The organism is Vibrio alginolyticus NBRC 15630 = ATCC 17749, assembly GCF_000354175.2.
GTDB lineage: Bacteria > Pseudomonadota > Gammaproteobacteria > Enterobacterales > Vibrionaceae > Vibrio > Vibrio alginolyticus.
The window spans coordinates 309,826-330,385 of record NC_022349.1 but is presented as its reverse complement, the minus strand read 5'-3'; the positions used below and the strand labels follow the sequence as shown (position 1 = coordinate 330,385).

Sequence of the window (20,560 nt, the reverse complement as noted above, 5' to 3'; positions counted from 1 at the left end):
GTATCTCTAAACAACCAATATTGCCGATATTTTCGTCGGTATCTGAATTTTTTTGCGACATTACATTGATGTGCATCAACGCATGTTTACAACTAAATAGTGAACCCGTTAAAATTTGGTGCGCATCCTTCAACCCTACATAAGGCACCCAATGAACAACGATAAACGCCCACTATATATTCCATATGCGGGTCCGGCTCTTTTAGCAACCCCTCTTTTGAACAAAGGCAGTGCATTCTCTGCTGAAGAACGTAGTTCATTCAACTTAGAAGGTCTGCTTCCAGAGTCGACCGAAACTATCCAAGAGCAGGTGGAACGTGCCTACCAGCAATACAAAAGTTTCGAAAGCGATATGGATAAACACATTTATCTGCGTAATATCCAAGACACCAACGAAACATTGTATTACCGCCTAGTGCAAAATCACATTTCTGAGATGATGCCTATCATCTACACACCGACTGTTGGCGCAGCATGTGAAAACTTCTCTAACATTTACCGTCGTGGTCGTGGTCTGTTCATTTCATACCCAAACCGTGACCGTATTGACGACTTGCTGAACAACGCAGCAAACCACAACGTTAAAGTGATTGTTGTGACAGATGGCGAACGTATCCTTGGCTTGGGTGACCAAGGTATCGGCGGCATGGGTATTCCTATCGGTAAACTGTCACTATATACCGCGTGTGGTGGTATCAGCCCTGCTTACACGCTACCAATCGTGCTTGATGTGGGTACCAATAACCCGCAACGCTTAGCTGATCCGATGTACATGGGTTGGCGTCATCCTCGTATTACGGGTGCAGAATACGATGCATTTGTAGAAGAGTTTATCCAAGCGGTACAGCGCCGTTGGCCTGATGCTTTGATCCAGTTCGAAGACTTTGCTCAGAAAAATGCGATGCCTCTTCTAGAGCGTTACAAAGACCGCGTGTGTTGCTTCAATGATGATATTCAGGGTACTGCAGCTGTTACTGTTGGCTCTCTACTTGCCGCCTGTAAAGCAGCAGGAACTCAGCTTTCTAAACAACGTATTACCTTCCTAGGCGCAGGGTCTGCTGGTTGTGGTATCGCAGAAGCGATCATCGCACAAATGGTATCGGAAGGAATTTCTGACGAGCAAGCTCGCTCACAAGTTTACATGGTTGACCGTTGGGGTCTGTTACAAGAAGGCATGCCTAACCTTCTTGATTTCCAACAACGCTTGGTGCAAAAGCATACCAATACGAAAGAGTGGGAAAATGAAGGAAATGGCTTCTCACTACTCGATGTTATGCGTAACGCCAAGCCAACGGTACTAATTGGTGTTTCTGGTGCGCCTGGCCTATTTAGCCAAGAAGTCATCGAAGAAATGCATAAACACTGTAAGCGTCCGATTGTCTTCCCTCTGTCGAACCCAACAAGCCGCGTGGAAGCGACACCGAACGACATCATTCGTTGGACAAATGGTGAAGCACTGGTTGCAACAGGTAGCCCATTTGAGCCAGTGGTTCATGAAGGTCGCACTTACCCTATTGCACAATGTAACAACAGCTACATCTTCCCAGGCATTGGCCTTGGTGTACTTGCTGTCAATGCAAAACGTGTCACTGACGAGATGCTAATGGAATCAAGTCGCGCGCTAGCAACATGTTCTCCTCTAGCAATCAATGGTCGTGGTGCACTACTTCCACCACTGGAAGAGATCCACTTAGTGTCGAAAAAAATCGCATTTGCCGTTGGTAAAAAGGCAATTGAACAAGGTGTCGCATTAGAAATTACTGATGAAGCATTGAACGTGGCAATTGAACAGTCGTTCTGGCAACCTGTTTACCGCCGCTACAAACGCACTGCGTTCTAAGCTTGAGACAATTCGTTTAATAATTAGCCCCTACCATGTAGGGGCTTTTATTTTTTATCATCCTAACCAGATTTTGGCATAAATGGGCTTCTCTCTTTTTGTTTCTATCAGATATGATGAGAACTACATTTTTAGTTAAGGATATAAAACGTTTTGTTGTTTTCTCGCATAAGATCAAAGTGGAAGCTGAAATTTTCCTGGAAGCGATTTGCTTTGATTTTGTCGATCTCTGCACTTAGTCTGCTTGTTTCTGTTATTGCCATCGACCGATGGGTGGTTTTACAAGCCAAAGAGAGCATTTTCACTGAATACGAGCAAATCCCTCAACATGAGGTTGCCGTAGTTCTTGGTACCAGTAAATACATCGGAAAGATCCTCAACACTTACTACACTCATCGCATTAATGCGGCGATTGAGCTTTACAACCAAGGCAAAGTAAAACAGTTTTTATTGAGTGGTGATAACGCCCACCGTTCATATAACGAACCGTGGACAATGAAACGCGACTTACTTAAAGCAGGCGTGCCTGAAGAAGTGATTCACCTTGATTATGCTGGCTTTCGTACCTTAGATTCGATTGTACGAGCAAAAAAAATTTTTGCTTCGGAGCGATTTCTGATTGTGACTCAACGCTTTCACTGCGAACGCGCACTGTTCATCGCTGATGCTTACAGCATTGATGCGCAGTGTCTCGCGGTAGCAGGGCCGACGGCCAACAAGCAAAAAACATCGATGCGTGTTCGAGAACTGCTAGCCCGTGTGAAAGCGTTTTTAGACCTGTATATTATCAATACGCAGCCTAAGTTTCTTGGCCCTCAAGAACCTATCGTCGCAGTAAAAGAGCCAAATAAAGCAGCTAACGAGCCTCTTCAAGTCCCCGTCGAATAGAGGAATAACGTGGCTCACAAGCCTAGTAACATTTCTATAAAACAAATGGGTAGTTTTCTACCCATTTCCAATTCTCAACATCACACTTTCTAATTTGCTCTACGATTCAGGCAAAACTCTTTTTCGCATTCAAAGTAACATTTCATCAATAAATAACTACAAGTCAGTTACTTTGCCATAAAAAAACCGACAAAAGGCAATGCAAAAGGAGCACTACCCATGACCGCACTCGCTGTGACATTGAAGAATTGGTTCTTCACTCGCAACAGCATGATTTTGAACGCGAATATCCTATTGTTCATTATCTTGTTTAATACCTTACCCTTTGAACCACAAGTAGTAACCGGCCTGAGCATCTTAGTTTTTGTTGCTATTCTGTGGCTAACCGAAGCGATTCACGTCAGCATTACTGCGCTGCTCATACCACTACTTGCGGTATTTTTGGGTGTGTTCAACACTCAAGCCGCACTGAATAACTTTTCCAACTCCATCATTTTTCTATTTTTGGGTGGTTTTGCACTAGCTGCGGCTCTACATAAACAAAAGTTAGATCAAGCGATTGCAGATAAAGTACTATTGCTGGCAAGAGGAAAAATGTCTGTCGCTGTATTCATGCTATTTGGTGTGAGTGCTGGCCTGTCAATGTGGATTTCAAACACCGCCACCGCCGCGATGATGTTACCGCTTGTGCTGGGTGTGATGACAAAGCTAGACGCCAAGAAAAACCACAACACCTTTTTGTTTGTTCTACTCGGTATCGCTTACAGTGCTTCAATTGGTGGTATTGCAACACTGGTTGGTAGCCCACCAAACGCAATTGCAGCCGCTGAAGTTGGCCTAAGCTTCACTGAATGGATGAAGTTTGGTGTACCTATTTCCCTAGTATTAATGCCAATCGCTATCCTCGTATTGTACACGATGACTAAGCCTGACCTTAGCCACAAGTTTGACCTTGACCATCAACCAGTCGAATGGACAAACGGCAAAATGATTACGTTGGCGATTTTCTTACTGACCGTAACTTTGTGGATATTCAGTAAGCCTATTAACGCTATGCTGGGTGGCTTCGCGAAGTTCGATACTCTTGTAGCTATTGGCGCCATCCTTCTACTTGGTGCTTCTCGCGCCGTCGAGTGGAAAGATATTGAGAAAACAACCGACTGGGGTGTGTTAATCCTATTTGGTGGTGGTATCTGTCTGAGTAACGTCCTAAAAGCAACCGGAACAAGCGTATTTTTGGCTCATAGCTTGTCAGGCTTCCTTGAGCAAGCCGGTATTCTCTTAACGATTCTTGCAGTGGTTGCTTTTGTTGTCTTCTTAACTGAGTTTGCGAGTAACACCGCCAGTGCTGCGCTACTTGTCCCTGTATTTGCGACCATTGCAGAAGCCTTAGGCATGTCTCCGGTTATTCTCTCTGCACTGATTGCCGTCGCTGCATCTTGTGCATTTATGTTACCTGTTGCAACACCTCCAAACGCGATTGTGTTCGGTACGGGTCATATCAAGCAAAAAGAAATGATGCGAATTGGTTTCGTATTAAACATTGCCTGTATTGCTGCACTAACGCTTTTCGCTTGGTTGTTCTGGTAAAAATAGCAAGTTCGATTAGCACTACACTGCTGCTCACGGTAATCGTATCGATAACCCAAACTTCCCCCCTAAGTGGTGTTCAGCAGTTTCCCTCTTGGTGGCCAGTTGGCCACCTTTTTTCTTTCCTTTTAGTGAACGGCTATCAGGCTTGCTTCTTTTCGCAAGCAAGTAAACCATAATGAGCTTCCACTCGGTTGCGACCATTGCGCTTCGCCTGATACAACACTTCGTCAGCTCTCGCCATGGTTTCTGAGACGCGTTCATTCTGCATTTGGGCAATGCCAATACTGCAAGTTAATGATTCACCGTGCACCCACAAATGATCCTCCACATTTTTGCGAATCATTTCTGCCTTCTCTAGCGCTTGTTCAATATTGGTATCAGGGCAAAATACGACAAACTCTTCGCCGCCCCAACGAACGAGTCGATCGTCTGAGTAAATAGAAGTCGCTACCACCATGACAAATTCGCGCAATATGTCATCCCCCATTTGGTGCCCAAATTTGTCGTTCACCTTTTTAAACTTATCCAAGTCCAAATAGAGAATACTGAAGGTGTTATGCCCCCAGCGAACCTGACGAGATTGTTGTTCCAGCCAGTGTTGCACAGCATATCGGTTCATCGCGCCCGTCAAAGCATCTCGATGCGCTAACTCTGCAAACTCATAGTTTTGAGCTCGCAAAGTATCATTCACCTTTTCCAAATGACGGTGACGCTTTTGCGCTTTTTCATAAGCCACTCTATTTTTTCGTAACTCATGCAGTGAAAAAGCCAGTCCAAGCGCCATCCAAGAGAGTAATAATGCATACAACAATGTTTCTTGCGCAAGGTAAGCGCCTTCAAACTCAATTTTATCAATCACAATTCTATGTTTACCAAGTGCCGCACCAGACCCAGTTGCAATATCAATACGTGTGATGTTTGAAAATTCAGGTGCAGAGTGTTCAATCGCGACTCCGTTATCTGCTAACCACCAGGTCATCACCTGAAGATTTTTAATCGGAATTTCGACAATATCGATCGAACCCGACGGAGAAAACTGCATGCCATTATATTTAATGGTGTACTCGTCGTCCGGTTTGGAATACTCAGAATTATAATTGCGAAGATACAAACGTAGGTCGTGGCTAGGGTTAGCCCCTATTCCTGCCTCTTCATATCGCACCTTCAATCGAATCGTATGGTAGTTGGAAAGGTCAATACCCTGTGTTGGCGTTGCTGAATCGGTATAAACCGAGATTCCGCAATAAGGCCAAGCATACGAGCTCTGCTTTAGTTCACAGCTAAGGACTAGGCTTTGCCGATCGTATGTGATATCTGCCTCACTCACACCTCCTTCACTGGCATCTTTAGTTGCATAGATATTGAAATACTCAGGTGTAATGGTCAGCTTTCGCGTATCGCCAAGCACACTATAAAGGGCAACCAAACTGATAGTGCAAATAGAAAGAGCAAAGATAAAGTTATGGATCCACTTCATGGGCAAGTGACCTGCTGAGATTATACAATACGTGGGGTTCAATAATTTCAAAAATGAAATCAAGGTGATTTATCAAGAAATAAAATCGCTTTTTCATTCAATTCTTAGTTTCGACACATGGTAACGGATTTTGAACCGTTATCACGTTTTAAAATTTCTAAAAAGTGCAGCCCAACTTCTATTTGCGAAGCATTTCACAGCCATAATTTTTAGAAAATAAAACACGATGCATAATAATTTAGTGCAAGACATTTACTTTAAAGCTCCTGTCAACCCTGCATCTCTTCTCCACTTCAGTATATACTGTGCAAAAACACAATAATGAGTAATGTCATGTCATTAATTGCAACTGGCACGCTAAACAAAATGCGTGCTTCTCTGGACGGTGCCGTCAACTACCGTCTTCCTGTCGGTGAGGAAGAAATCGACTTAACTCCTTTTCTGGGTAAAACGCTCACACTGACTCACACTGGCAATATTTTTTGTTGCTCATGTGGAAAGAAAACGAAAAAGAGTTATTCGCAAGGCCACTGTTTTGTATGCATGAAAAAGCTAGCAAGCTGCGACATGTGTATCATGAAGCCAGAGACCTGCCACTACGATCAAGGGACTTGTCGCGAACCACAATGGGGTGAAGAGAATTGCATGGTGGATCACTTTGTCTACCTGTCCAACACATCCAGCTTAAAAGTTGGTATTACTCGTCATACTCAAATCCCGACTCGTTGGATTGACCAAGGCGCGACTCAGGGCTTGCCAATTTTTAAAGTAAAAACTCGCCATATCTCCGGTTTAATTGAAGTTGAACTGGCGAAACATATCGCAGACAAGACCAATTGGCGCACACTGCTAAAAGGTGACGGTGAACCTATGGCATTGCAGGACCGTTTTGCTGAGCTATTGCCTTTAGTCGAAGAGAAAATTGCCGAGATAAAACAGCAATTCGGCGAAGATGCCATTGAAGTATTAAACGAAAGCATTACCGACCTTAGCTACCCGGTACAACAGCACCCAACGAAGATCACTTCGCATAACTTCGATAAAAACCCGGTTGTTACTGGCACTTTGCAAGGCATCAAAGGTCAATACCTCATCTTTGATACCGGCGTTATTAATGTAAGAAAATTCACTTCCTATGAAGTTGAAGTTAGTGAGTAATCGCTTGCAGAACGCGTTGATTCAAATAAAAATGAAAAAAGCTCGAGTTTGACTCGAGCTTTTGTTTTTCTATTAGGAAGAAATCGTTAGTTATGCGTCAAGGATGCTTTCTAGCACATCGAATAACATATCGACTTCTTCTATTGTGTTGTAATGCATACAACCAATTCGCACTACACCACCCGATTCTTCTAAACCAAGTTGACGAACTAAGCCCAACGCATAAAAGTGACCATTCCATACACAAATGTTATGTTCACCCAGTGTTTTCGCGATGAACTCTGGAGAATATCGGTCAAACGTTAGCGCAAAAGTTGGCGTGCGGAGTTGGCTATCTTCCTTTGCGATACCGAATAGATTGACACCATCTAATGCATTCAAACGCTGCAAGAAACGCTCACTCAAGCGCTGCTCATGTTGTTCATACAGTTGGTAGCTTTGCTCCAATCGTTGGCGAAGAGGTAAACCGACTTCACCAAATTGAGCCAGATACTCAACCGCAGAAACGACACCAGCAAGACCTTCAAAACTTTGCGTTCCTGTTTCAAATCGACCAGGGCCTATATTAGTGGCAGGCTCGACTTTGTAAGGGAGAATACTGTGGAGCCACTGATCGGCTATGTAAGCAATACCAACGTGTGGTCCGAAAAACTTGTAAGCTGAGCAAGCTAAAAAGTCACAACCTAACGCTTGAACATCAACCAAATGATGAGGCGCATAATGGACGGCATCCACATAAACTTGTGCCCCAACATTGTGCGCCATGCTGACTACTTGCTGTACATCCACAATAGAGCCCGTCGTGTTCGATGCATAAGTCACAGCGACAAGGCGCGTTTTATCAGAAAGAAGGCGGCTTAAATGCTCCATATCAAGCGTACAATCTTCTTCGTTGATACGAACTTGATGAACCGTAACGCCTTTATCTTCTGCCGCTTGCTGCCAGCTGGATACATTTGAATAGTGATCCAAAGCGGAGACAATGATCTCATCTCCTGCTTGCCAATCTCGACTAATCGCGCGACTAAGCTGAAAGGTTAGTGAGGTCATATTGGCACCGAAGACAATATTGCCAGATGAAGGGGCATTAAGTAGAGCCTGAGCCGACTCACGCGCATTTTGCATTACGTCAACGGTCACTTGGCTAGAAAAATAATGCCCGCCTAAGTTAGCGTTGAAACGACCTAAATACCCAACCATGCTGTCTAGTACTGGTTGAGGCACTTGTGAGCCACCTGGACCATCAAAAAACGTCACGGGCTTGTCGTTGTGGTATTGAGCCAACGCCGGAAATTGCTCTCTGATCTGATTAAGATTGAAGTTCATTACGCTTATCCGTAGCAGTAAGTACAAATACATCCATATGGCCCGCTTCGTCATCAATAACAGAGCGGATTGGGCACGCGTTATGCCACAGCTTGCTATCAGCCAAGATTGCGACCTCTCCGGTTTCTAGCACTTTACGGAAAAATGGGGCTTGGTTATGGCTGCTGTACAGCATGATGTCGCCACCGATGATGTTATGGCGTCCCACACCAACCATTGCAATATGATCAAAACCGTCTTGGTGCACACCTTCAGGTGCTACTTGGGTTTCTTCTTCCAGTGCCCTGATACGGATTTGGTGAATTTCTATTTCTTGACCGTTTGGCAGATGATTCGCATTGACAAACAATTCACACATTTCTCGAAATCCATCGCTGGTAAGAATATCCTTCTCAATTGGCTCGAATTGTCTTACTACATCACCTTGAAATCGGTTGATATCAGAGGATTGAACAAAGCTATTTTTATTTAAGTCGATGACTTTGCCGTTATCAAAGCCAACCACAGAATAACGTCGTAGTCGATACTGACCATCTGCATGTTCGGTACGAGGCAGTTCTTCAAACGATGGGGAAAGCTGCTCAATTGCTGCCATGCTGAGCTGTGTTAAATGTAGAGTATTCTCACGTGAATGTAACATCATTTGCTCCTTTAATGAGGCACATTAATTAACATTTAATTTACACACTAGGTTACGCAAATATTCTGCAATTACCAGCTTTTAACGTTGATAGCTTCAACAAAACGACGAAAACAACATAACAAACCAAACCAAACCACAAAAACAGAGCCATGTTTCAGTTTTACGCTTTGACAATATTTGAAACTAGACTTCTCTACTACGAATAGAATTTTATGCTAGAAGTCAACGTTCTCAATCAATATTTAGTGGGTTCTAATCTATAACCAATTATTCGATCACAATCGTTGTTTATGCTTTTAAAGCACTAAGAATTTCCATACAATCGAGGGAAATGTTACGCCCTTTTTGGAGCCATAATGAGCGACGTAAAACACTGTAAATTATTAATTCTTGGTTCTGGTCCTGCAGGATACACAGCTGCCGTCTACGCAGCGCGTGCAAACTTAAACCCTGTGCTTGTGACGGGAATGCAACAAGGTGGTCAGCTAACCACCACAACTGAAGTTGAAAACTGGCCAGGCGATGCTGAGGGACTGACAGGTCCAGCATTGATGGATCGCATGAAAGAACACGCCGAGCGTTTTGAAACTGAAATCGTATTTGATCACATCAATGAAGTAGAGCTATCACAACGCCCATTTCATTTAAAAGGCGACTCAGGTGAGTACACTTGTGATGCCTTAATCATATCTACCGGCGCATCAGCAAAATACCTTGGCCTTGAGTCTGAAGAAGCATTTAAAGGTCGCGGCGTTTCTGCTTGTGCAACCTGTGACGGTTTCTTCTACCGTAATCAGAAAGTTGCAGTTGTGGGCGGTGGTAACACGGCTGTTGAAGAAGCGCTATACCTATCTAACATTGCGTCAGAAGTTCACCTGATCCACCGCCGCGATTCATTCCGCGCAGAGAAGATCCTTGTGAAACGTCTGATGGATAAAGTTGAAAGCGGTAATATCGTTCTTCATACCGATCGCACTCTCGATGAAGTACTGGGTGACGATATGGGCGTAACGGGCGTCCGCATTAAAGACGTGAACAGCGGTGCGACAGAAGATATCGATGTAATGGGTGCATTCATCGCAATTGGCCACCAGCCAAACACACAAATCTTTGAAGGCCAAGTAGACATGAAAGATGGCTACATCATCGTTCAATCAGGTCTTGAAGGCAACGCAACACAAACTAGTATCGAAGGTGTATTTGCAGCTGGCGACGTAATGGACCACAACTACCGTCAAGCGATCACCTCTGCAGGTACAGGTTGTATGGCTGCATTAGATGCTGAACGTTTCTTAGACTCACTTGGTGACAAATAACTTTTCACATTTGTGTCATATCCTTAAAGCCCAGCGGTATTCCCGCTGGGTTTTCTTTTGTATACTACCGCCTCATTAAAACAATTATCATTAAGCCTTCACGATGGATAAGAAAAAGCAAAGCAGCTTGAATAAGTGGCTGAAGCAACAAAGTAAGTTAGCCAAGCGCTGGCTTATGATTGCGATAGGCCTAGGCGTACTTTCAAGCGTGTTTTTATTGGCTCAAGCAGCCCTGCTCGCCTCCATTCTGCACCAGTTAATCATTGACCAAGTCGACAAAGCCGACCTCATTTGGCATTTTGTTGGGCTCGGTGGCACGGTTATCGGTCGAGCTGCTTGTACCTGGGGTCGAGAGCTTGCCGGTTACCGTTGCGGGGAGCAAATTCGAGTTTATATTCGCCAACTCATTTTAGATAAAGTTCATAAACTTGGGCCAGCTTACATCAAAGGCAAACCTGCTGGCAGTTGGGCAACGCTCATCTTAGAGCAAGTAGAAGATATGCAAGATTTCTTCTCACGCTACTTGCCTCAAATGTCATTATCGGTACTAGTGCCTTTCATCATTTTGGTTGTCGTATTCCCAGTAAACTGGGCAGCAGGCTTGATCTTCCTGGTCACTGCACCACTAGTGCCTATTTTCATGGCACTGGTTGGGATGAAAGCCGCAGAAGCAAACCGTAAAAACTTTAAAGCGATGCAGCGTTTGTCGGGTCACTTTTATGACCGCTTGCAAGCAATGACAACCATTCGCTTATTCGATAGAACAAAATCTGAAACTGAGACGCTAAAGGGTGCTTCAGAAGTCTTTCGTACTCGTACCATGGACGTTCTGAAAATCGCGTTTCTGTCTTCTGCGGTGTTAGAGTTTTTCACTTCCATTTCTATCGCAATTACCGCTGTCTACTTTGGCTTTAGTTATATCGGGGAGCTGGACTTCGGCTACTACGGCACAGGTGTTACGCTCTTTGCTGGTTTGTTCATTCTGATTCTTGCTCCAGAGTTTTATCAGCCATTACGTGATTTGGGCACGTTCTATCATGCGAAACAGCAAGCGGTTGGGGCAGCAGAAAGCATTGTCGAGTTTCTGGGTTTGGAAGTCGATCAAATCAAAGATGGTACCCAAGCGTTAGATAAAAACAGCCCTATCCATATTGAAGCGGACCAGTTAACCATTTTTAGTCCGGAAGGTAAGCAGCTCGCAGGTCCCCTATCCTTCTCTCTTGAAGCCAACAAAAGTACGGCTTTAGTTGGACCAAGTGGCGCAGGTAAAACAAGCTTGGTAAACACCATCCTCGGTTTCATGCCTTATCAAGGTAGCTTGAAGATTAATGGTTGTGAATTGTCGCAACTGGATCTAGCCACATGGCGAGAGGCAGTAAGCTGGATTGGTCAAAACCCGATGCTATTACACGGTAGCATTCGAGATAACATCACACTAGGTAAGCACAATATTCAGGATGCAGACGTACATTCTGTGTTGAATGACTCTCACGCTGCTGAATTTGTTGAAATGCATGGGTTGGATTATCCGATATCTGATCGTTCTGGTGGTTTATCTGTCGGCCAAGCGCAGCGTTTAGCACTGGCTCGCGCCATGCTACAAAATGGTCGTTTTTGGTTATTAGATGAACCAACCGCAAGCTTAGATGCTCGCAGTGAAAAACTCGTGATGGAAGGCATTAACAAGTATGCGCATGCCACAACGAATTTGATGATTACTCACCAACTTGCGCCTTTACAAAACGTATCGCAAATTCTTGTTATGCAGGACGGCCAGATTGTTCAACGTGGTGATTACGCCACACTGTCGACAGAAGATGGCTTATTTAAAGACATGTTGGAAGCGAACCTCGCACAACGTGAAACAGACAAGGGGAACTTAGATGCGTGATTTACTCCCTTATCTAAAACTCTATAAAAAACACTGGTTTGGTCTTTCGCTAGGTATGCTACTGGCATTTCTGACCTTAGCGGCGTCTATTGGCTTATTAACGCTATCAGGTTGGTTTATTTCAGCCGCAGCGGTGGCAGGCTTGACGGTTGCTCGTGAGACCTTCAACTACATGTTACCAGGTGCCGGGGTACGCGGCGCTGCAATGGCTCGAACCGCAGGTCGATGGGGAGAACGTGTCGTTAGCCACAATGCAACGTTCAAGCTGCTTACCGATCTACGTATCTTCTTCTTTAAGAAACTTGCACCACTGATTCCGGGTCGTGTTTCTACGATGCGTGATGCCGATCTGCTCAACCGCTTAGTAGCGGACGTAGATGCGATGGATCACGTATACCTTCGACTTATCAGCCCTGTCGTGATTGGTATTTTTGGCATATTGAGTTTAACGGCTGTCCTGGCGTTCTTTGATTGGCATCTCGCCCTACTGCTTGGCTCGATTCTTACCGTCATGTTGTTTGTATGGCCAGTGCTGTTCTATAAACTGGGTAAAAATAATGGCGAGAATCTCACTCATCATAAAGCGCAATTGCGAGTGGCGACACTGGACTGGCTTCAAGGCTACAGCGAACTGAGTATCTTTGGAGCAGAAGAACGTTATCGTAATCTCATTCTAGAGAAGCAGAAGCAGTTGCTGTCTAACCAATTTGTGAACGCGAACTTAACGGGCATGGCTTCAGGCCTGCTTATGCTGGTGAACGGCATTACACTGGTTGTGATGCTTTGGTTTGCTGCAGACGGCGTAGGTGGTCGTGCTCCTGATCCTTGGATTGCGCTGTTTGCGTTTGCAACCATGGCGAGCTTTGAGATTCTGATGCCTATCGCAGGCGCATTCCAGTATCTCGGTCAAACGTTGACCTCTGCTCGTCGTTTAAATGAAGTAATTTTGGCTGAACCTGACGTTGTCTTCCCTGAGCAGTCGAAACATAAAGACACAACGTTAGACATTGAATTCGACAACATAGATTTTACTTACCCTGACGGTCAGCAAAAGGTGCTGAAAGACTTGTCACTCTCACTACCGTTGGGCACTAAAACTGCAATTGTAGGTCAAACAGGTTCAGGTAAATCAACACTGATTCAGCTTCTTTGCCGCTACTGGGATGTTAACCAAGGTGAAGTTCGAATCGGTGGTACAAAACTGCAAGATTGGAGCGAGTCGGACCTGCGATCAGCAATGACTGTGGTCAGTCAACGCGTAGATGTACTAAACGGGACACTACGTGACAACTTACTCATGGCCGCTCCGGATGCAAGTGATGAGCAACTGTCTACTATTTTACAAAAAGTCGAGCTTGGCGGGCTTCTTGAAGAGCCGGGGTTAGACGCTTGGTTAGGCGACGGCGGTCGTCAGTTATCTGGTGGTGAGAAACGTCGAATCGGTATTGCTCGAGCATTGCTACGTGATGCCCCAATCCTACTCTTAGATGAACCGACTGAAGGCCTCGATAAGCGTACGGAACAAAAAGTGATGGCGCTTTTCAATGAACACTTTGCTAATAAGACAGTAGTATTCATTACACACCGACTGATAGAGCTAGAAAGTATGGATAGCATCTGTTTGATGGAACAAGGTGAGATCATCGAACAAGGCGACCATCCAACGCTACTCGCTCAAAAAGGTCGTTACTACCAGCTATTACAATCTCTATAATTCGATTTTCAGTGACGAGAAGGGCTCATCAAACGATGAGCCCTTTTGTTATTCCTGTATTATTAGTTACCTAATTAAGCACGTATACAGTGCTGATTTACCGACCAGATTTTTTGAGATAAGCCGCCATTTCATCTTTCGGAACCATGCCCCCACCTGTTGCCCAAACAAGATGTGTTGCGTTTTTGAGTTTTTCTTCGTCAAATTTCATTCGAGACTGGTAAGCATGGTTATTCGAGACGTGCACTGCACCAATCATACCGGCTAATGCAGAAGGCTCTAGATTAATACCTTCCAGTTCACTTAACTGACCCAAGTGGTGATACATACGAGCGTCATCAATGGTGTAAAAACCATCAAGTAGCCTTTCCATCGCTCTTCCGACAAATCCCGAGGCACGCCCGACTGCCAAACCATCAGCGGCGGTGATGTTATCGATACCCAAATCTTGTACCGAAATATCGTCATGCAAGCCTGTATGTACGCCCAACAGCATGCACGGTGAGTGCGTTGGCTCTGCGAAAATACAGTGGACATGCTCGCCAAATGCTACCTTCAAGCCAAATGCCACCCCACCAGGTCCACCGCCAACACCACAAGGAAGATAAACAAACAATGGATGATGCTCATCAACAACGATTCCCAAGTCATCAAACTGCTGCTTAAGACGCTCACCCGCAACAGAGTAACCTAGAAACAGCGTCCGTGAGTTTTCATCATCGATAAAGAAACAGTTGGGATCTTTTTCTGCCTCTTTACGACCTTGCTCGACAGCAATACCATAATCTTCTTGGTGCTCTACGACATTAACACCATGTGACCGGAGCTTATTTTTCTTCCATTCCCGCGCATCCGCAGACATGTGGACTGAAACTGAAAAACCCAGCTTCGCACTCATGATGCCGATGGACATACCAAGATTGCCGGTTGAGCCAACCGCAATACTGTACTGCTTAAAAAACTGCCGAAACTCATTGCTGAACAATTTGCTGTAATCATCGCTTTCACAGAGCAAGCCGGCATCAAACGCCAACTTTTCTGCATGAGTGAGCACTTCATAAATACCACCTCTCGCTTTGATCGAACCAGAAATTGGCAAATGACTGTCTTTTTTGAGCATTAAATGGCCCAATATTGGCGTGCCGTATTGCTGCTCCAAACGCACTTTCATATTGGGAATATCCACCACTGCGGACTCAATAACGCCACGCGACGTTTCCGTTTCGGGAAACGCTTTCATCAAATAAGGCGCAAATCGTGTTAGCCGTTCACTCGCCGCTTGAATATCTTTTTCATCTAACCCGACATGAGGTAAGCCTTCCTCCAAGGAAGTGATATGGGGGTTAAACCAACAAACCTCTTCAAGATCAATAAGTGCTGCCAAGAGTGGGAACTGCTTAGTCAGCGCTTCAATATTTGCCTTGGTCATTTTACCTTCCTGGAATGATGTGAGTTGAGATAAACAAAAGCGCCGCAATAGCGACGCTTTGGAGAATAACTATCAGTTTGAGCTTACGCGTAGTTTTTCTCAAACTCTTGCATGAAGTCTACTAACGCTTGAACACCTTCTAGCGGCATTGCGTTATAAATGGATGCTCGCATACCACCAACTGCTCGGTGACCTTTTAGCGCTTTCAGCCCTTTAGAGTCTGCTAGCTCAAGGAAGGTTGCATCCAGTTCAGGCTTAGCAAGTTGAAATGGCACGTTCATCAAAGAGCGGTTTGCTGAGTGCACGCCATTACGGTAGAAATCAGACTGATCGATGTAATCATACAGTAGCGCGGCTTTAGCGCGGTTCACTTGCTCAATCGATTTTACTCCACCCTGTGCCTTCAGCCATTTGAAAACAAGACCAGACAGGTACCATGCAAAGGTTGGTGGCGTGTTGAACATTGATTCTTTTTCTGCCAAAACAGTGTAATCCAAGATACTTGGTAGTACCTGCTTCGCCATACCTAATAAATCATCGCGCACGATAGCAATAGCAATGCCGGAAGGACCAATATTTTTCTGAGCGCCCGCGTAAATTACACCGTATTTAGACACATCGATTTCACGAGAAAGAATTGTCGAAGACATGTCAGCAACAATCGGTTTATCGGTGATAGGAAGATCGTTAATCTCAATACCATCAATGGTCTCATTTGGACAGAAGTGAACGTAAGCCGCTTCTGGAGCAATTTTCCATTCACTTGCAGGTAGAACCGCGACTTTCCCGTTGATTTCTGTTTTTGCATCAAACACGTCTGGTTCGCAGTATTTTTTCGCTTCAGCTACCGCGCTTTCAGCCCAATAACCACCATCGATGTAAGTTGCCGTATCGGCATCACCAAGTAAGTTTAGAGGAACAGCAGCAAACTGAGCACGAGCACCACCTTGGCAGAACAGCACTTTATAGTTGTCCGGAATATTCAGAAGATCACGTAAATCCTGCTCGGCTTCTTCTGCAACTTTGATGAACTCTTTGCTTCGGTGGCTGATTTCCATGACCGAAGTACCAAGGCCTTGCCAATCGATTAGTTCCTGTTGTGCTTGCTGCATAACTGCTTTAGGCAGACCTGCTGGCCCTGCACTGAAGTTAAATACGTTGTCCGTATTTTGTTCCATGATGCTCATTGCTCCTGCTATGTAAATATTACGAAATTAATATCACGTTTTCGCAGTGATAAAAACAAGAAAAGAGGTCTTACGACCTCTTTTTAAAGACTAAGCGTTGAATTGGAACAAATTCGCAACAACACGAATTACTGTTGTTGCATCAAAGCAGGCATAAGTAGAGCCACCAATGGGAACTCATGCCCATTTTCGAACTTCAATTTGCCTTCACCAATTTCTGCTTTTAATTGATAACCGCCCTCTACTTTTTCGATCAACTCCATAATAAGGAGCTCATCAATCCCTTCTTGAATAAATGGGTAATGCGTTACTAATTCATCGGAGAAGTAAGTGCTAAGTTCACCAGTAGTGGCCGTCACCAACTTCATTGGATCTTGAGTAATATGCTCAGTACCTTCAGGGATGGATAGTTGCCACTCATTGTGGAACTTGCCGTCACCGAACGCGAGTGAAAGCTCGTTCACGGATAAATCAAAACCTTTGCTAAACAGCGTATCGACATGCGGCAATAAATTCGCAATTTCCTGCTCATCTATCATAGGAGAGCTTTGATAGATAGACATAATTTGATCAAAAGACTGGCTATCCACATCTGCAATTGAGAAATCCAACTTAAAGTTATCGACATCCGTCCCATCAGTTAAACGCAGTTTCTTAGCATCTAGGTTTAATTGACTGTTCAGCTTATCACCAGACTCACTCATCGTAGTGTTACCACGGTAGCTCGCATTTTCAATCAAAAAGACAGGCGTTAAGTTCGCATCAACCACATCTAGCTTCTCTAGAGAGAAAGATTGCTCGCCTAACCAGTAGCCTTTTGCTTGCTTTCCTTTACCTTGCCCTGTCAATGCATTCAGATGAAGCTCTTCACCGTTTTCAAAATCCACTTGAACAGAAGGAACGGAAACTTGGTAATTGAGATCACCCAATACCGTCACATCACCTGTTACTTTTGCAGGGCTTGTAGAAACAGAAACACCTTGCGCTTCGTTACGATAATGCCAACTGTCTAGGTCGAGGATAAATGCTGTATTGCCATTTAGTTGAGTCTGGCTATGCATCGTGAGAGGCAAAAAGTCATTGTCCACCAATTTTGAATCTGCTGTTAGGCTTGTTAGACCGTGGCTAACATCACTGGTTACGTCAAACGTCGTTGGCATACCATCACGCTCTAGCTGAGTTTTAAGCTCAGGATCAACAACTGAATAACGAGTCAGCACGACTGAAGACAAGTAGCCACGCTGATACTCGACCACTTCACCTTTAATCATTTCATCATTCATATTGGTAATACCATCTTCAATGATGGACTGACCAATTTGTCCGACAGCCAATGGCCAACACAGTGCTAATGAGATAGCACCACCAATGGCGCCGATTTTTTTAAGATTTTGCATAACGTCACTTATTAGATATTTTCGGTCAGTCTACCCCAAACCACCTGCGGAGAAAACATTGAGACAAATCAGACTATTGATGCTTATTCTAGTCCATTAATCAGGAATCATACTTGGCTCCCACTCATCATGTCCTTTTATTGTTAAAGTTTGCGTGGCGAAGTTTTAACCGGAGCTAAAACATCTGTGAATCGTTATGCTGTGTTGTGTCTCGACAACAACCCAATCAGTGCTGAACAGTTTCGATTGGAGCTGTCTGCCTTCTCAAGTAAGTTTGATATTTTTTCTGTCGAATCGATAGAAGAGGCTCAAAGCGCTTTAGAGTATCTAGAAGAAAGAGAACAGACTGTTGCTTTAGTTATAGCGAGCCATCACGCTCATTTTAACGGCGTGGATTTTCTTATTGGTTTAGACCGGATGCCACATACCGAGCAAGCAAGAAAAATTCTTATTAGCTGCTCGTCTGATATAGAGGCAATTCTCACTGCCGTTAATGAGGGCAGGCTCGACCACTGCCTCACTAAACCTTTGCCAGATCACGTCTTATTTAACACAGTGCAAAAAGAGCTGACCCAATTTATCTTGCGAAATGGCAAAGAAGACCTGCTAAGTTACAGTCAGATATTGGATCATCACAGCTTGTTGCGAGCGCACATCAATAACCAGATGAGCCATTATCAAGCCGGATTCTTACACGACTACCACTCGATGTCTGATGCCGAGTTAGCCGAGCAAGTGATCTCCGCTCTCCAGCAATTTTTCAAAGATAATGACGAAACAAGAGCGTGCCGTACATACTCACCTGAACACTTATTAACCGTGGAAGGCGAGCCAAATTGCTTTTTGTGGTTTATCACCGAAGGTGAAGTGGCTCTGTACAAGCGCGATGAGCAAGGCATGCAGCGAGAGGTTGTACGCCATAACAAAGGGAATATTGTCGGAGGCATGTCGTTTGTTACTGGGGAATGTTCTTTCTCGACAGCTCTAACACTAACCAAAACAGAAGTTATCAAACTCGATCGCAACGTATTCAATAAAGTGATGCAAAGCGACTCAAACTTACTGCCTCTTTTTACAAACTTGCTTTTACGCCACTTCAACCGCCGATTGCAAAGAAGCATCAACACCAAACTGCAACTTCAAAAAACGCTCGAATCTTTAGAATCAGCCCACCAGCAGCTCATTGAAAGAGAAAAAATGGCGATGCTTGGTCAATTGGTTGCGGGAGTGGCCCACGAACTAAACAATCCAGTAGCCGCGATATTGAGGGGCGTAGAGAATTTAACGCATACGCTAGAACGATTACTTAACGATGCGCCAAGTTCCGATATACAAACCAAAGGCATTGAATTACTGAGCAAAGCGCAAACCTCAAAACCCGCTTCAACCGCCGAGCTCAGATCACGCGTAAAAGCGCTTAGCCATACTCTTCCAGACCGAGCATTGGCAAAAAAAGTGGTGAGCCTTGGATTAGAGTCCGATCAAGAGCTACTTACCCAACTAGCGAGAAAGCAGCAAGCGTCTTATCATGCTCTCAATACACTAGAGCAATACCACAAAGCAGGTTCTACACTTCGCTCAATTAATGTCTGTGCAGCACGAATTGCTGATATGGTAAAAAGCCTGAAAGGATATGCTCGGTCAGATGATGAGACCCTGCACTATGCCGATATTCATGAGGGCATTGAAGACACCTTGGTGATTTTCGAGAACAAATTAAAAATGCACCAAATTTCAACCGACTATGCAAACTTGCCTTCTATCCTTTGTCAACCGATCGCACTCCAACAGGTGTGGACGAATTTGGTCTCTAACGCCATTGACGCATTTCCAGAAAAAGGGGTGTTAAACATACAAACACGCCTTGTAGAAAAAGAGCACACAAATTATGCCGTTATCTCATTTGAAGATAATGGATGTGGCATTCCTGAGTCGCAAAGAGACGCCATTTTCGAGCTAAACTTCACCACAAAAAAAGAAGGTAATTTTGGCTTAGGCATCGGGCTGTCCATCTGCCAGCAAATCGTAACAGCACACAGAGGGTGGATTGACGTCGAATCAGAGATCGGCCAGTTCACACGAATGACCGTCTGGTTACCAGTCATCGAAGAAGGAGATGAAACATGACCAAGTATCTAATTTTATGTGTCGATGACGAACGAGAAGTCTTGGATAGCGTGCTCCAAGATCTTGCTCCCTTCGAGGAGAACTTTGTTGTCGAAGGAGCGGAATCAGTGACTGAAGCACGACAAGTGATTGAGGAGATGGCGGAAGAAGAAGTTCAGCTTGCTCTCATTTTATGTGACCACATTATGCCGGAACAAACTGGGATCAGCTTCTTAATCGAACTCAGTCAAAATGGTGACACAAAAGCAGCGCGGAAAGTTTTACTCACAGGACAAGCTGGTTTGGAAGACACCGTAGAAGCCGTAAATAACGCGAGTCTCGATTATTACATTGCCAAACCTTGGAAAGGCGAAGCATTGAGAAAAGCAATCGTGTCTCAGCTTACCGCGTTTGTGATTGAGAATGATGATAACCTGCTATCCTGGACTCAAATCCTTGATTCTGAGGCAATCCTCAACGCCATGGCAGATAGAAGAGCAAGCTTTGGCGAGTAATAAAGTGTTTGGTTCTAACTTGAACTCAACGATGCTCATTGCACCACCTAACCTCGCATAGTCGAATGAGGTTAGAAAAA

At 44.5% G+C, this 20,560-nt stretch carries 15 protein-coding genes; 9 read left to right on the top strand and 6 right to left on the bottom strand.

The window, feature by feature from the left end; genetic code table 11:
- Positions 1–151: 151 nt before the first annotated feature.
- The 3 genes from N646_RS01420 (at position 152) to N646_RS01410 (ending at position 4,318) form a co-directional block, all read left to right on the top strand.
- Positions 152–1,840: an NAD-dependent malic enzyme gene (locus N646_RS01420; RefSeq protein WP_005377977.1), complete on the top strand. Its 1,689-nt coding sequence runs from the start codon at positions 152–154 to the stop codon at positions 1,838–1,840.
- A 153-nt stretch (positions 1,841–1,993) separates the two neighbouring features.
- On the top strand, positions 1,994–2,728 hold the full coding sequence (locus tag N646_RS01415; RefSeq protein ID WP_005388862.1) for a SanA/YdcF family protein: 735 nt from the start codon (positions 1,994–1,996) through the stop codon (positions 2,726–2,728).
- Positions 2,729–2,947: 219 nt separating this feature from the next.
- A complete protein-coding gene (locus tag N646_RS01410; RefSeq protein WP_017634863.1) occupies positions 2,948–4,318 on the top strand; it encodes an SLC13 family permease in 1,371 nt (456 codons plus the stop codon).
- A gap of 142 nt (positions 4,319–4,460) precedes the next feature.
- On the opposite strand, the gene N646_RS01405 is transcribed toward N646_RS01410, so the two are convergent.
- A complete protein-coding gene (locus tag N646_RS01405) occupies positions 4,461–5,798 on the bottom strand; it encodes a GGDEF domain-containing protein (RefSeq protein WP_005377983.1) in 1,338 nt (445 codons plus the stop codon).
- A 333-nt stretch (positions 5,799–6,131) separates the two neighbouring features.
- On the opposite strand from N646_RS01405, the gene N646_RS01400 reads away from it, so the two are divergent.
- Positions 6,132–6,956 (top strand): DUF2797 domain-containing protein, encoded by an 825-nt coding sequence (locus N646_RS01400; protein WP_005377984.1) that lies wholly within the window; start codon positions 6,132–6,134, stop codon positions 6,954–6,956.
- 90 nt (positions 6,957–7,046) lie between these two features.
- Here the strand turns inward: N646_RS01400 and N646_RS01395 are convergent, their stop codons facing one another.
- Complete coding sequence (locus tag N646_RS01395) at positions 7,047–8,282, bottom strand: cysteine desulfurase-like protein (protein ID WP_017820831.1); 1,236 nt, start codon at positions 8,280–8,282, stop codon at positions 7,047–7,049.
- Positions 8,266–8,922 carry a 2OG-Fe dioxygenase family protein gene (locus N646_RS01390; protein ID WP_005377989.1) on the bottom strand — a complete coding sequence of 219 codons (657 nt, stop codon included), beginning with the start codon at positions 8,920–8,922 and terminating at the stop codon, positions 8,266–8,268. The genes N646_RS01395 and N646_RS01390 overlap by 17 nt, the downstream gene beginning before the upstream one ends.
- A gap of 359 nt (positions 8,923–9,281) precedes the next feature.
- On the opposite strand from N646_RS01390, the gene trxB reads away from it, so the two are divergent.
- The 3 genes from trxB to cydC all read left to right on the top strand — a co-directional run bounded on the left by trxB (position 9,282) and on the right by cydC (position 13,846).
- Positions 9,282–10,241: a thioredoxin-disulfide reductase gene (gene trxB / locus N646_RS01385; protein ID WP_017820833.1), complete on the top strand. Its 960-nt coding sequence runs from the start codon at positions 9,282–9,284 to the stop codon at positions 10,239–10,241.
- 103 nt (positions 10,242–10,344) lie between these two features.
- Positions 10,345–12,132, top strand: coding sequence for a heme ABC transporter permease/ATP-binding protein CydD (gene cydD, locus N646_RS01380; RefSeq protein WP_017820834.1), 1,788 nt, complete (start codon positions 10,345–10,347; stop codon positions 12,130–12,132).
- Positions 12,125–13,846 (top strand): heme ABC transporter ATP-binding protein/permease CydC, encoded by a 1,722-nt coding sequence (cydC, locus tag N646_RS01375; RefSeq protein WP_005377996.1) that lies wholly within the window; start codon positions 12,125–12,127, stop codon positions 13,844–13,846. The genes cydD and cydC overlap by 8 nt, the downstream gene beginning before the upstream one ends.
- A gap of 97 nt (positions 13,847–13,943) precedes the next feature.
- Here the strand turns inward: cydC and N646_RS01370 are convergent, their stop codons facing one another.
- The 3 genes from N646_RS01370 to N646_RS01360 form a co-directional block, all read right to left on the bottom strand.
- Positions 13,944–15,275 carry a D-serine ammonia-lyase gene (locus N646_RS01370; RefSeq protein WP_017820835.1) on the bottom strand — a complete coding sequence of 444 codons (1,332 nt, stop codon included), beginning with the start codon at positions 15,273–15,275 and terminating at the stop codon, positions 13,944–13,946.
- Between the two features lie 83 nt (positions 15,276–15,358).
- Positions 15,359–16,453 (bottom strand): 3-phosphoserine/phosphohydroxythreonine transaminase, encoded by a 1,095-nt coding sequence (serC, locus tag N646_RS01365; RefSeq protein WP_017820836.1) that lies wholly within the window; start codon positions 16,451–16,453, stop codon positions 15,359–15,361.
- Between the two features lie 137 nt (positions 16,454–16,590).
- Positions 16,591–17,859, bottom strand: a complete 1,269-nt coding sequence (locus N646_RS01360) for a DUF945 family protein (protein ID WP_017820837.1) — start codon at positions 17,857–17,859, stop codon at positions 16,591–16,593.
- 186 nt (positions 17,860–18,045) lie between these two features.
- Here N646_RS01360 and N646_RS01355 point away from each other — a divergent pair, with 186 nt between their 5' ends.
- Both N646_RS01355 and N646_RS01350 read left to right on the top strand, forming a co-directional pair.
- Positions 18,046–19,986, top strand: a complete 1,941-nt coding sequence (locus N646_RS01355; RefSeq protein WP_021033835.1) for an ATP-binding protein — start codon at positions 18,046–18,048, stop codon at positions 19,984–19,986.
- Positions 19,983–20,480 carry a response regulator gene (locus N646_RS01350; protein ID WP_017820839.1) on the top strand — a complete coding sequence of 166 codons (498 nt, stop codon included), beginning with the start codon at positions 19,983–19,985 and terminating at the stop codon, positions 20,478–20,480. Before N646_RS01355 ends, N646_RS01350 begins: the two co-directional genes overlap by 4 nt.
- Positions 20,481–20,560 lie beyond the last annotated feature (80 nt).